At 38.2% G+C, this 14,337-nt stretch carries 10 protein-coding genes; 9 read left to right on the top strand and 1 reads right to left on the bottom strand.

Translation table 11 applies throughout. From position 1 onward, the window contains the following. Positions 1 to 6 precede the first annotated feature (6 nt). The 7 genes from J2X31_RS12555 (at position 7) to J2X31_RS12525 (ending at position 11,054) form a co-directional block, all read left to right on the top strand. Positions 7 to 1,629 carry a glycoside hydrolase family 43 protein gene (locus tag J2X31_RS12555; protein WP_310027149.1) on the top strand — a complete coding sequence of 541 codons (1,623 nt, stop codon included), beginning with the start codon at positions 7 to 9 and terminating at the stop codon, positions 1,627 to 1,629. A 31-nt stretch (positions 1,630 to 1,660) separates the two neighbouring features. Further along, complete coding sequence (locus tag J2X31_RS12550; RefSeq protein ID WP_310027148.1) at positions 1,661 to 2,530, top strand: alpha/beta hydrolase; 870 nt, start codon at positions 1,661 to 1,663, stop codon at positions 2,528 to 2,530. A 2-nt stretch (positions 2,531 to 2,532) separates the two neighbouring features. Then, entirely contained in the window at positions 2,533 to 5,097 is a 2,565-nt protein-coding gene (locus J2X31_RS12545; protein WP_310027147.1) for a glycosyl hydrolase 115 family protein, read from the top strand. Between the two features lie 11 nt (positions 5,098 to 5,108). Then, entirely contained in the window at positions 5,109 to 6,227 is a 1,119-nt protein-coding gene (locus tag J2X31_RS12540; protein ID WP_310027146.1) for a glycoside hydrolase family 43 protein, read from the top strand. A 16-nt stretch (positions 6,228 to 6,243) separates the two neighbouring features. Next, complete coding sequence (locus tag J2X31_RS12535) at positions 6,244 to 7,635, top strand: glycoside hydrolase family 43 protein (protein ID WP_310027145.1); 1,392 nt, start codon at positions 6,244 to 6,246, stop codon at positions 7,633 to 7,635. A gap of 101 nt (positions 7,636 to 7,736) precedes the next feature. Beyond that, complete coding sequence (locus tag J2X31_RS12530) at positions 7,737 to 9,104, top strand: glycoside hydrolase family 43 protein (RefSeq protein ID WP_310027144.1); 1,368 nt, start codon at positions 7,737 to 7,739, stop codon at positions 9,102 to 9,104. A 6-nt stretch (positions 9,105 to 9,110) separates the two neighbouring features. Further along, the gene (locus J2X31_RS12525; RefSeq protein WP_310027143.1) at positions 9,111 to 11,054 is read left to right on the top strand and encodes a glycoside hydrolase family 97 protein; all 1,944 of its coding nucleotides are present in this window, start codon (positions 9,111 to 9,113) and stop codon (positions 11,052 to 11,054) included. A gap of 19 nt (positions 11,055 to 11,073) precedes the next feature. On the opposite strand, the gene J2X31_RS12520 is transcribed toward J2X31_RS12525, so the two are convergent. Continuing rightward, the gene (locus J2X31_RS12520) at positions 11,074 to 11,769 is read right to left on the bottom strand and encodes an NUDIX hydrolase (protein WP_374725224.1); all 696 of its coding nucleotides are present in this window, start codon (positions 11,767 to 11,769) and stop codon (positions 11,074 to 11,076) included. A 187-nt stretch (positions 11,770 to 11,956) separates the two neighbouring features. Here J2X31_RS12520 and J2X31_RS12515 point away from each other — a divergent pair, with 187 nt between their 5' ends. Beyond that, entirely contained in the window at positions 11,957 to 13,648 is a 1,692-nt protein-coding gene (locus J2X31_RS12515) for a ribulokinase (RefSeq protein WP_310027142.1), read from the top strand. Continuing rightward, positions 13,632 to 14,333, top strand: a complete 702-nt coding sequence (locus tag J2X31_RS12510) for an L-ribulose-5-phosphate 4-epimerase (RefSeq protein WP_310027140.1) — start codon at positions 13,632 to 13,634, stop codon at positions 14,331 to 14,333. Before J2X31_RS12515 ends, J2X31_RS12510 begins: the two co-directional genes overlap by 17 nt. Positions 14,334 to 14,337 lie beyond the last annotated feature (4 nt).

Below are 14,337 nucleotides of genomic sequence, written 5' to 3'. Positions count from 1 at the left end.
ATAAAAATGATAAGAAAAATTGCTTTTCTGTATGCTGTAGTAGCTTTTTTCAACTGCGGAAATAATTTTCAGTTGAAGGCTCAATCTGTGTCAAATGAAACTACACCCTACACCAATCCTGTGATTTGGGCAGATCTTCCCGATTTGTCCATCACACGATCGGGAAGCGATTTTTATCTCATCAGTACCACCATGCATTTGATGCCTGGAGCTCCCGTCATGAAGTCGAAAGATTTGGTGCATTGGGAAACTGTAAGTTATGTTTTCGACCGTTTGACAGACAATTCAAAATATGATTTGCTCGACGGAACGGTTTACGGTCGTGGCCAATGGGCTTCGTCTATCCGATATCATAACGGGAAATATTACGTATTGTTTTCGCCAAATGATGAGCCTTTCAAATCCTATATTTTTTCTACAGATGATCCTTCTGGAAAATGGAAATTGGTTTCAAGAACCGATCATTTTCATGATGCATCACTTTTTTTTGATGATGATGGAAAAGTATATGTTTTCTATGAATCAGGTATGATTAGAGAATTGAAAAGCGATTTATCAGGTCCAAAAGAAGGTGGAATAGCCATGAAATTATTCGAACGAGATGCCGAAGAAACGGGTTTGCTCGAAGGAAGTCAAGTCGTAAAACACAACGGAGAATATTATTTGTTGATGATTTCTTGGCCCAAAAACGGTAGACGAAGACAATTGTGTTACAGGGCCGACAACATAACCGGACCTTATGAAAAGAAAGTGATTCTGGACGATAATTTTGCTGGATTTTCAAACGTTGCCCAAGGTTGCATTATCGATGATGAAAACGGAAATTGGTACGGATTGGTTTTTCAAGATAGAGGAGGAGTGGGTCGTGTTCCAACACTAATGCCTTGTCGATGGGTTGACGGTTGGCCAATGCTTGGCGATGAAAATGGTCGCGTTCCAGCCGAAGGCAAAATTCCGCTTAAAGCGTATGACAACCAAAACGGAATTATCTCAAGCGATGATTTTTCAAACGAAAAATTAAATATCAATTGGCAATGGAACCATAATCCTGTTAATGAAGCTTGGTCTTTAACAAATAGAAAAGGTTATTTACGACTAAAAACAAGCCGGGTTGTGGATAATATTTATTTGGCTCCAAACACAATCACGCAAAGGATGTATGGTCCAAAATGTTCAGGAACCGTAAGTTTGGATGTTTCGGGAATGAAAGATGGCGATGTTTCAGGTTTTAGTGCTTTTAATGGCGATTCAGGACTTCTTTCTGTGATGGCAATTGGAGATAAAAAATACATCACGATGTCTACAAATGTTGTTCAATTACACGAAAAGACAAAAGCTGTTTTGTCGGTTGAGGTAAAAGAAATGGCTCGAATTCCTTTAAAAGGCGATAAGGTTTTTTTCAGAATTACTGCTGATTTTAATCTTAAGAAAGATATAGCACAATTTTATTACAGCACCGATAATGTGACTTGGAAACCAATTGGACAAGAATTCAAGATGATTTTCGATTACAGAAGATTTTTTATGGGAACTAAGTTTGCCATTTTTAATTATGCTACAAAAAATATTGGGGGTTTTGTAGATGTTGATTTTTTCGAAATTAACGACACTTCAAAAGAAAAATATTAAGGAGCTATAAATTCTCAAACAAAAAAATAATATGAAAAATTCAATTGTATTTGTTCTATGTTTTTTTTCTATACTATTTGTTGGTGCCCAAACTATTGAAAAGCAAGCTCCACAAGGTTTTGATGTGGAAAAAAAAGAAATTTCACACGGCAAGATTGACACGATTCAATATAATTCATCAACAGTCGGAACTAACAGAAAAGCTTTGGTTTACACACCTCCAGGTTTCAAAAAGAGCGAAAAATATCCCGTTTTGTACCTGCTTCACGGCATTGGCGGAGATGAAAAAGAATGGTTTAAAAACGGAACACCTCATATCATTTTAGACAATCTTTATGCTCAAGGAAAGCTCAAGCCAATGATTGTCGTCTTGCCGAACGGAAGAGCTATGAAAGATGATCGGGCAACCGGAGATATTTGGGAAAAAGATAAGGTGGAAGCTTTTACAACTTTCGAAAAAGATTTATTGAATGACCTTATTCCTTTTATCGAAAAAAAATATCCGGCTAAAAAAGATAGAGAAAACCGAGCGATTGCCGGACTGTCAATGGGTGGCGGACAAACCCTGAATTTCGGATTAGGAAATATCGACAAATTCGCATGGGTTGGCGGTTTCTCTTCCGCTCCAAATACCAAAGAACCTCAAGAATTGCTTCCAAATCCTGCCAAAGCAAAAGAATTAAAACTGCTGTGGATTTCGTGTGGAGATCAGGATCGATTGATGCCTTTCAGCAAAAGAACAAGCGATTATCTCACAGAAAATAACATCCCACATATTTTTTATGTCGAGCCGGGCGGTCACGATTTCAAAGTATGGAAAAATGATTTATACCTGTTTTCCCAACTACTTTTCAAGCCTATAAATCAACAGGAAGTCAATGATTCATTACAATCAGAATAATTATGATTCTAAACATCCATCAAATAAAAATATCCGTTCTGTTGTGTTTATTTACTAGCGGAATTGCATTTGCCCAGCAAACATCTGGAATTACAGAAAATATCATTTCAAATGATAGCGGTTTTCCTATTGTTTCATCAGATGGAAATGCTACAAACATATTTTACGACCCATCAGAAAATATTGCCGTTATTCGAGCTGTAAAAGATTTGCAGTCGGATATTCAAAAAGTGACAGGGAAATTACCCAATCTTTCAACCACAGAAAATTCAAGCGATTTTGAAATCATCATCGGAACTTTAGGCATAAATAAATTTATTGACAAACTTATTTCATCCAAAAAAATCAATGCTAAAGATTTAAAAGGAAAATGGGAAAGTTTCGTGATTACCACGGTTGAAAATCCAAAATCCAAAACCAAAAAACAGCTCATCATCGCTGGAAGCGACAGAAGAGGAACCATCTACGGAATCTATGAATTATCAAAACAATTAGGCGTTTCTCCGTGGTATTACTGGAATGATGTTCCTGTAAAAAAACGTTCTTCGGCATACGTAATTCCGGGATATTTTGCTTCTGGCGAGCCAAAAGTAAAATACCGTGGGATTTTCATTAATGATGAAGAACCGGCTTTTGGAACTTGGGCAAGAACCAAATTCGGTGGCATCAACAGCAAAATGTATTCGCATATGTTTGAGCTTCTGCTTCGTCTCAGAGCCAATTATTTTTGGCCTGCAATGTGGGGAAAAGCCTTCAACGAAGATGATCCGCTCAATCCGAAAGTAGCAGATGAATACGGAATTGTGATGGGAACTTCGCACCACGAACCGATGATGAGAGCCCAGAAAGAATGGGGAAATCATCGGAAAGAATATGGAAACGGAGAATGGAATTACCACACCAACAAAGAAGGTCTTCTAAAATTTTGGGAAGATGGCTTTAGCCGAAATAAAAATTACGACAATCTCGTAACGATGGGAATGCGTGGCGACGGCGACGAACCGATGAGCGATTTGGGAAGTGCCGAAGCCAATTTTAAATTGTTGGAGAAAATTATGCAGGATCAGCGAAAAATAATTGAGAAAGTTACCAAAAAACCTGCAAAGGAAACACCTCAGCTTTGGGCTTTGTACAGTGAAGTTTTGGATTATTACGACCAGGGAATGAAAGTTCCGGATGATATGACGATTCTGTTGTGTGACGACAATTGGGGAAATGTCCGCCGATTGCCTTACCTCGATGGCAAAAAACATCCGGGCGGTTACGGAATGTATTACCACGTAGATTTGCACGGTGCACCGAGAGCCTATCAATGGCTGAACATGACGCAGATTCCGCATATGTGGGAACAGTTGCAGTTGACGTATAGTTACGGAGTTGATAAAATCTGGATTCTCAACGTTGGCGACTTGAAACCCAACGAATATCCAATGGATTTCTTCCTGAATATGGCTTGGAATCCAACTTCTTTTACCCAAGATAATCTTGAAAATTACACTGTAAAATTTGCGGAAGAACATTTTGGAAATCACAACGCGAAGGAAATTGCAGAAATCATCAATCTGTATTGTAAATATAACTCAAGGGTTTCTGCAGAAATGATGAATCATAAGACTTACAATCTTCAAAGCGGAGAATTTCTGCAAGTGAGAGATTCGTATTTAGCTTTGGAAACAAGAGCTTTGAGACAGTTTTTGACTTTAGATGAAACTTACAAAGACACTTATAAGCAAATTGTTTTGCATCCCGTTCGTGCAATGGCAAATCTGTATGATCTGTATTATGCAGTTGCAATGAACCACACATTGGCTGAAGAAAAAGATCCGAAAGCCAATTATTGGGCAGATTATGCCGATGAATGTTTCGCCAGAGATGCCGAATACACCAAAGATTACAACCTGAATATCTCCGGTGGAAAATGGAATCATATGATGGACCAAACACACATCGGTTACAAATCCTGGGACGAACCGAAAGAAGGGAATATCAAACCAATGGTTTACAGGATCACTTCTGAAGAAGCAAAAACAGGCGGTTATATTTTCGAAGAAAAGAATGGCGTGGTTGCTATGGAAGCCGAACATTTCTTTGAAACTAAAAATCAAAAAAATACAAAATGGACGGTCATTCCTGATTTGGGAAGAACGCTTTCTGGAATTGCCCTGATGCCTTACACCGAGAAAACGGACGGAGCTTCAATAGCTTATCAATTCAAATTAAAAAATAATCCTTCTACTGTAAAAGTCCATTTTTTCTTTGATTCTACGCTTCCGTTCAAAAAAGATGGTCACAGTGTAAAAGCTTTTTTTGATGAGAATAATCCTAAAACCATCGGGATCAATCAAGAATTGACTTGGGCAAATAATTATACCAAAATGTATCCGACATCTGCATCAAGATTGATTGAAAAAACGGAAACATTTACCCTTCCTGCAAATCAAAACGGATTGTATAATTTGATAATTGAACCATTAGATCCGGGAATTGTCTTGTATAAAATTGTAATTGATAACGGAGGTTACGAAGAAACCTATCTGAAAATGCCCGAAAGTCCTAAAAACCGATAAAACCAAATCCTATGAATATTTCTAAATTATTTTTAACGTTATTTTTACTCATTTCTGCAACGAATTTGAGTTTTTCACAGAATAAAAAAGACAAGGTTTCTGCCCAGAAAGAATTTCGCTATACCAACCCAATTACACGTGATTCTACTATTTCTATGCGGGATCATTTCATCATCAAAGTAGATGATTTGTGGTATTGTGTAGGAACCTCCAACCCGGTTTGGACAGGTCCGAATCCAGGAGTTCGAATGTTGGTTTCTAAAGATATGATCAATTGGAAACAGCATTCTTTTATCATCGATGCCAAAAAACTTCCTAAAGATACCCCTTACAACGGAAGATTCTGGGCTCCCGAAATTCATTTTATTCAAGGAAAATATTGGCTTACCGTAAACAGCGGAAAAGTTACCAAAGAGGATCCGAAAGGAATGAGCACCCATAGCATTTGGTTGTTTTCAGCAGATAAAGTGACAGGTCCGTATAAATTGGTCAATGGGCCTTTGACGCCACAATATAATAATGATTCAACTTTGTTTGAAGACGAAGACGGACAGGTTTATTTGTATTGCAGTGGCAACGGACTTTTTCAGGCGAAAATCGATTTGAAGACCGGAAAATTAACGACTCCAATAGAAAAATTTCTCGATAAAAAACAACCCGGCTGGCCCGAATGGATGGTTGGCGGAATCGAAGGACCTTTCGTGATTAAAAAAGAAGGAACCTATTTTATGTTTTTCTCCACTTGGACAAGAGGTTACGAAGTAGGTTTATTAAAATCAAAATCGCCTTTGGGACCTTGGGAATTGGCTTCTCCTGAACCGATTTTTGGAACTCGAAAAAAAGGATACAGAACAGAAATGGCAAAAGAAAACGGCTACGATAAACTGTTTTTTACCGATACCGAAGATCCTTATCAGGAAACCGGTCACAACGCTTTGTTCATCGGTCCGGACGGAAATCTCTGGAATTCCTGCCATTATTTTATGTATGAAAAAAGACCGTATCCGTACAGCCAGACCTTTGAACCTTGGGAATCAGGTCCGCAAATGGGAATCGAGCCGGTACATTACAAAGACGGAATGTTTTACATCATAGGACCTACTTGGACAGAGCAAATCATTAAATATTAATTCAAAAAAATTAATTATGATTAAAATAACAGTTTTAAAATATACTTTACATATAGGTTTGATGCTGACAGGTTTATCGCTGTCTGCTCAAAATCCAATCATTCAGACCAAATTCACGGCTGATCCTGCACCAATGGTTTACAAGGACACGGTTTTTTTGTACACCAGTCACGACGAAGATGATGCGTTCGGATTTAAAATGAAAGACTGGCTTTTGTACACTTCAACCGATATGGTCAATTGGACAGATCATGGCGTTGTGGCTTCCTTAAAGGATTTCAAATGGACAGACCCGGAAAACGGAGCGTGGGCTCCTCAGGTTATCGAAAGAGATGGTAAATTTTATATGTATTGCCCGATGCCCGGACAAAGAGGAATCGGTGTTTTGGTGGCAGACAGTCCGTATGGACCTTTTAAAGACCCTATCGGCAAACCACTTGTGAAAAATTCGAGTGATGATATTGATCCTACTGTTCTCATTGATGATGACGGACAAGCTTATTTATATTGGGGAAATCCCAATTTATGGTATGTAAAGCTGAATAAAGATATGATTTCTGTGGATGGACCAGTCGTAAAAGACCCTTCGATTGCCAAAGTGAAAGGTTCGCCAGACCCATTTCATTATCAGGAAGGACCTTGGGCGTGGAAACGCAATGGGAATTATTATATGGCGTATGCCTCAACGTGCTGTCCGGAAGGAATTGGCTATGCAATGGGCAAATCGGCAACCGGTCCGTGGGAATATAAAGGAATGATTATGGACAGCGACAAACGTTCGAACGGAAATCATCCCGGAATCATTGATTATAAAGGAAAATCTTATGTTTTCGGTTTCAATTACAATCTCGGAAAACAAACGATAAGCAAGCATTACGAACGCCGTTCAATCTGTGTGAGCGAGCTGAATTATAATGCTGATGGCACCATTCAAAAGTTACCTTTTTGGAATCCTGAAGGCGTGAAAAGAATAGCAACGCTCAATCCCTATGAAAAAGTAGAAGCGGAAACTATTGCTTATAGTGAAGGCTTAAAAACAGAAAAAATGACCGAGTGGGAAAGAAATAATCCGTATGACACCGGCAAAAAAATTACCGATCGTCTTGTGGTTTCATCAATTAACAATGGCGATTACCTCAAAGTTCAGGGCGTTGATTTTTCCAGAGGAACAAAATTTATCGAATTATCAGTTGCCTCGATGAACGGCGGAACTATAGAAATCCATACCGATGCGGTTGACGGACCGATATTAGGAACTGTTCAGGTAACCGGAAAAGGGGAAGGAGATATTTTTAAAACCATCAAAACTCCCGTGAAAAATAGTAAAGGTGTTCACGATTTATATTTTGTATTTAAAGGAAGTAAAGATCTTTTCTACTTTGATTGGTGGAAATTTAGTTCAAATTAAAAATTGAATTCAAACTAAAGATAATTTAATATCACTGAAAATTTTGTAATAAATTTTGGTTTACCCTTCTGAAATTGATGACAACCTAAACAATTAAAATTATGGTCAGTTCAAAGTTAAAATATATCATCGTTTCCCTGCTGTTCATCTGTGTTGAGAATTTAGTAGCACAGAATCCTATTATCCAAACCGCCTACACCGCCGATCCCGCTCCAATGGTTTTCAATGACCGTTTGTACGTTTACACCAGCCACGACGAAGACGATTCTACGTGGTTTACAATGAACGACTGGAAATTGTTTTCTACAAACGATATGGTCAACTGGACAGATCACGGTGTTGTTTTATCGTATAATGATTTTGATTGGGCAAAACGTGATGCTTGGGCTCCACAATGTATAGAACGGAACGGTAAATTTTTTATGTATGTTCCAATGTGGTCTAAGACCAATAACAAAGGAGCAATTGGCGTTGCGGTTGCCGATAGTCCGTTCGGGCCATTTCACGACCCGTTGGGAAAACCGCTTGTTCAAAGCGAATGGGGCGATATCGACCCGACGGTTTTCATTGATGATGACGGTCAAGCTCACATGTATTGGGGAAATCCAAAGCTTAAATATGTAAAGTTGAATGAAGATATGATTTCCTATTCCGGCGATATTGTTGAAGTTCCAATGACCGAAGAATCTTTCGGAAAGCGGGAAGGCAATCCCGAAAGACCGACAAAATACGAAGAAGGCCCGTGGCTCTACAAACGTAAAGAACTGTATTATTTGTTTTGGCCAGGAGGTCCGCTTCCTGAGTTTATCGGCTATTCGACAAGCAAAAATGCTCAAGGACCATGGAAATACGGTGGAATTATTATGCCTGCCGAAGGAAAATCCTTTACCAATCATCCCGGCGTGATTGATTTCAGAGGGAAAACCTACTTTTTCTATCACAATGGTGCTTTGCCGGGAGGAAGTGGATTCACACGTTCGGTAAGTGTGCAGGAATTAGAATTTAATAAAGATGGCTCTATTTCCCCTTTCAAAATGACCAGTGGTATTACGAAAGCCATTGCAACCGTTAATCCTTACGCATTCAACCAGGCGGAGATGATTTCTTGGTCGGAAAATGTAAAATCTTATCAAAACAAAGTCGCCGGAGTTTTCATCAAAGCAAAGAAAAGTGGAGCGTATTCAAGTGTGAAAAATGTTGATTTTGGAAAAGAAGGAGCTCAATCGTTTTCCACAAGGATAGGAACAACCCATAACGGCGATGTGACGATGGATGTGCGTTTAGATAGCTTAGACGGACCAATCGTTGGAACAATTAAAGTTCCATTGACTGGTGGAGACGACCGTTTTGAAACAGTTAAAATCAATTTATCAAATAAAATCACAGGAGTCCACAATCTTTATTTCGTGTTTAATGGCAAAGCAGAAAAAGATATTATGTTTTTCGATTATTGGATGTTTTCAAAATAATTTAAAATGAAAAAAATTACGCTCATATTTTTTGTGTTAATAAGCTTCTGTCTTTTATCGGAAGTGAAAGCACAGGTTGCCGAAATTTCAAGTCCGGACGGAAAACTGAAACTGAATGTATTTTCAGAAGATGGAAAAGCATTGTATTCCGTGACTTTTCAGGGGAAAATAATGCTTGAAAAATCTCCATTAGGTTTAATTACTAATGAATCTGATTTTTCTAAAAATTTAGAATTCATCAACAGCAAAAAAGATGTTGTTTCTAAAAAATACAGCAACGAGAAAATCAAAAAATCTGAAGTTGAGTACAAAGCCAACACTTTGACGGTCAATTTTATCAATGTAAATGAACATAGTATTGGGATTGAATTTCAGGTAAGTGATAACAATATTGCATTTAGATATGAAATTTTGCCAATGAAAGACCGTTTTAGTTGTTTGGTTTTGTCGGAAGTAACAGGTTTTAAGTTTCCATCGCAAACAACCACTTTTCTATCGCCCATGATGAAGCCGATGACAGGATTTGCACGAACAGCACCAAGCTACGAAAGTGGCTACAAAGCCGATGCAGAATTAGGAACAAAAGCCGATTATGGTTACGTTTTTCCAGGACTTTTTCATATCGGAAATGAAGGCTGGGTTTTGCTTTCAGAAACTGGAGTCAGCAGTTTGTATTGTGCTTCACACCTCAATACGACTAAAGAAAATAATCTTTATCAAATTGCTTATCCGAATATGGAAGAGAACAATGGTTTCGGAAGTTCGGGATCAGCACTTTCCCTTCCAGGAAAAACACCTTGGAGAACAATCACCATAGGAAACTCTTTAAAACCAATTGTAGAAACCACCATTCCTTTTGATGTCGTAGAGCCACTTTACGAGCCTTCACAAAAATATCAGTTCGGAAAATCTACCTGGAGCTGGATTCTCTGGCAGGACAACAGTATGAATTATGATGACCAAACTCTCTTTATTGATTTGGCATCAAAACTCGGTTATGAATTCATTTTGATGGATGCTCTTTGGGATAAAAATATCGGAAAAGAGAGAATGAAAGAACTCGTTCAATACGCAAAATCTAAAAATGTTGGAGTGGTGCTTTGGTACAATTCAAACGGAACTGCTAACGACGCTCCAATGGGACCGAGAAACAAAATGAGCAGTTCTGTAGAACGAAAAAAAGAAATGAAATGGCTGAAAGAAGTCGGAGTAAAAGGTCTTAAAGTCGATTTCTTCGGAGGAGATAAACAAGAAACGATGCGTTTGTATGAAGATATTTTGTCCGATGCCAATGATTTTGGTCTGATGATTATTTTCCACGGAGCCACTTTGCCAAGAGGTTGGGAAATAATGTATCCAAATTTTGCTGGAAGCGAAGCCGTTTTGGCTTCTGAAATGCTTTATTTTTCTGAAGATGTCCGTAAGCAGGAAGCCTTTTTTGCGACTTTACATCCTTTCATCAGAAATACGGTGGGAAGTATGGAATTTGGTGGAACTTTTCTCAATAAATTTTTAACGAAATCCAATAAAGACAAAAATAAAAGACATACCACAGATGGTTTTCAGTTGGCGACAGCTGTTTTGTTTCAAAATCCAATTCAGATGTTTGCGGTAATGCCAAATAACCTGACAGATGCTCCAAAATTCCAATTGGATTTTATGAAAGAAGTTCCAACCCTTTGGGACGAAACGGTTTTCATCGATGGCTATCCCGGGAAATATTCGGTTATTGCGAGAAGACATCATGATAAATGGTATGTAGTAGGCGTGAATGCTGAAAAAACTTCTAAAAAACTTACACTTAATCTCCCGATGTTTGTCGGAAAAAATGTGCAATTCATCAATGATGATAAAAACGGAAACACTTTTACAAAACCAGTTTCCATCAATAAAAAAGGAGAGTTCGAAATTGAAATTCAGCCGAATGGAGGATTTGTGTTGAGGAATTAATTGATATAAAAAAAAGATTTTACTTGACACCCATAAATTTAAACGTAAAACCTTCGGCTACTTTTGCCTTATATTTTACTTCGTCAAAGGTGTAAAGGAATGATCCTTTTCTCGACGAACTTCTGTCTTTTTCTTCAATTTTAATTAAGATGTCCAAAGCATTTATTTTATTGATGAAATTTCGCTTGTCGAGTTCTTCACCTAGAATAACTTCATAAACCGATTGAAGTTGTTTCATCGTAAACTTTTCAGGCAATAATTCAAAGCCAATGGGTTTTGTAGAAACACTGTATCGAAGCCAGCTGATTGCATCCAAAACCATTTGGTTATGATCAAAAATCAGCGAAGGAGCTTCATTTATAGTAAACCATTTAGCCGAAAAATCTTCATTGATTTTTGTCTTTTCCGTAAGATTAATTAAAGCAAAATAGGAAACCGAAACCGTTCTTTCAACAGGATCACGGTCCAAAGCACTATAGGTTTGCAATTGTTCCAAATACACATTTTCCAAGCCTGTTAGGTGATGTAAAACGCGATTGGCCGCTTCGTCCAGATTTTCATTTTTCTTTAAAAAACCGCCCATCAACGACCAATTGCCTCTTTCAGGTTCAAAATCTCTTTTGATGAGTAATATTTTCAAATCTTGTTTGTCAAATCCAAAAATAATACAGTCAACTGCTAATAAAAATTTATCCTGTTCTGTGTAGTTTTCCATAATTGCAAAAAAGCAAATATACTAAAGTAGTTTGTAAATGAAAGGCAATTTGAATACGGAATTAAGTTGTATTAAATATTTAAGTGTATAAAATACATTTATTAAAAAAGTACCTTATATTTGTTGTATTAACATCGATTTCTCAACAGAAATCTTTTTAGAAATTAAAGATTAAAAACGATAGCACATGAAAAAATACGTAATAGGGTTGGATTATGGAACCGATTCTGTCAGGGCCGTTTTGATTGATACCGATAACGGCTCGGAAATAGCATCGGAAGTACATTTTTATAAAAGATGGAAAGTCAATCTGTTTTGCAATCCATCAAAAAACCAATTCAGGCAGCATCCTTTGGATCACATCGAAGGATTGGAACATACCATAAAAACGGTAGTTTCAAGTAGCGGAGTAGCTCCCGAAAGTGTAGTTGGAATCTGTATTGATACGACAGGTTCATCCCCAATTCCGATGACAGAAAACGGAATTCCATTGGCTTTGGCCAAAGGATTTGAAGAAAATCCAAACGCGATGATGGTACTTTGGAAAGATCATACGGCGATAAAAGAAGCAACGGAAATCAACAACTTGGCTTTAAATTGGGGAGGAGAAGATTTTACCAAATTTGAAGGAGGCATTTATTCTTCCGAATGGTTTTGGGCGAAAATACTGCATATTATAAGAGAAGACGAAGCGGTTAAAAAAGCCACCCACACTTGGATGGAACATTGCGATTGGATGACCTTCTTGCTGATTGAAAACAAGGATTTAAAAACATTCAAACGAAGCCGTTGTGCAGCTGGTCATAAAGCCATGTGGCACGAAAACTGGAACGGACTTCCGCCCGAAGAATTTCTTTCAAAACTTGATCTTTATTTGGCAGATTTGAGACAAAATTTATATCAAGAAACTTTTACTTCTGATACTGTAGCGGGAAATTTAAGTGCAGAATGGGCTGAAAAGTTAGGTTTGACAACGAATACAGTTGTGGCTGTTGGAACTTTCGATGCCCATGCAGGAGCGGTTGGAGCCAAAATCGACGAGCATGTTTTGGTTCGGATTATGGGAACTTCAACGTGTGATATCATGATTTCTTCACCTGATGCTATTGGCTCCCATACCGTAAAAGGAATTTGTGGTCAAGTTGACGGTTCAGTTGTTCCTGGATTGATTGGTTTGGAAGCCGGACAATCAGCTTTTGGCGATGTCTTGGCGTGGTTCAAGGATTTGCTTTCTTGGCCAATAGATCATTTGGTGATGCAATCTGACGTTATTTCGGATGAACAAAAACTGTTGCTTCAAGCAGAAATCGAAGCCAATTTTATAAAAACCTTGACTGCTCAAGCTGAAAATATTCCTTTGACAGAAGCCATTCCGATTGCCTTGGATTGGATCAACGGCAGGAGGACTCCAGATGCCAATCAGGAATTGAAAAGTGCCATTTCAGGTTTGTCATTGGGAACAAAAGCACCACATATTTTCAAGGCTTTGGTCAATGCGATTTGTTTTGGCTCCAAAATGATTGTTGAACGTTTTGAATCTGAAGGAATCAAAATCGATACTGTCATCGGAATTGGAGGTGTTGCTAGAAAATCGCCCTTTATTATGCAAACCCTTGCCAATGTTTTAAATAAACCCATAAAAGTGGCACAATCGGATCAGGCTCCAGCTTTGGGAGCTGCCATTTATGCCGCTGTTGCCGCTGGAGTTTATGAAAACGTAATCCAAGCGAGTCAAAAAATGGGAAGCGATTTTGAAGCCATTTATTATCCTCAAAAAGAGCAAGTCGAACTTTACGAAGCATCATTAGAATCCTATAAAGTTCTTGGTGGTTTTATCGAAACACTAACCAAATCCGAAAATTATGAACTCCATTTATAAAGATTTAAAACAGGAATGTTATGAGGCCAATATGCAATTGGATGCCTTGAAACTCGTAATTTACACCTTCGGAAATGTAAGTGCCGTTGACCGTTCGAAAGGTCTTTTTGCAATAAAGCCAAGCGGTGTTCCGTATGAAATTCTCCAGCCTGAAGATATAGTGATTGTTGATTTTGACAACACTATTGTCGAAGGGACGATGAGACCATCATCCGATACAAAAACGCATGCCTATCTCTATAAACATTGGGAAAATATTGGAGGAATCGCCCACACTCATGCTACTTTTTCGGTGGCTTGGGCTCAAGCACAACGCGATATTCCGATTTTTGGAACCACTCATGCCGATCATCTCACGACCGATATTCCATGTGCTCCACCAATGTCGGACGAACTGATTCAAGGAAATTATGAACACAATACGGGAATTCAAATCTTGGATTGTTTCAAGGAAAAAAAACTTTCCTATGAAGAAGTGGAGATGGTTTTAATTGGCAACCATGGACCCTTCACTTGGGGGAAAAATGCCGCAAAAGCCGTTTACAACAGCAAAGTTTTGGAAGCTGTCGCCGAAATGGCTCATCTGACGTTGCAAATCAACCCGAATGCCCCAAGATTAAAAGACGCATTAATTCAAAAACACTACGATCGTAAGCATGGAAAAGATGCCTATTATGGTCAATAATTCA

Origin of the sequence: Flavobacterium arsenatis, from assembly GCF_031456785.1 — a bacterium.
GTDB classification, from domain to species: Bacteria; Bacteroidota; Bacteroidia; order Flavobacteriales; family Flavobacteriaceae; genus Flavobacterium; species Flavobacterium arsenatis.
Note: the sequence above shows the minus strand (reverse complement) of the source record. Positions and strands in the feature narration are given on the sequence as shown.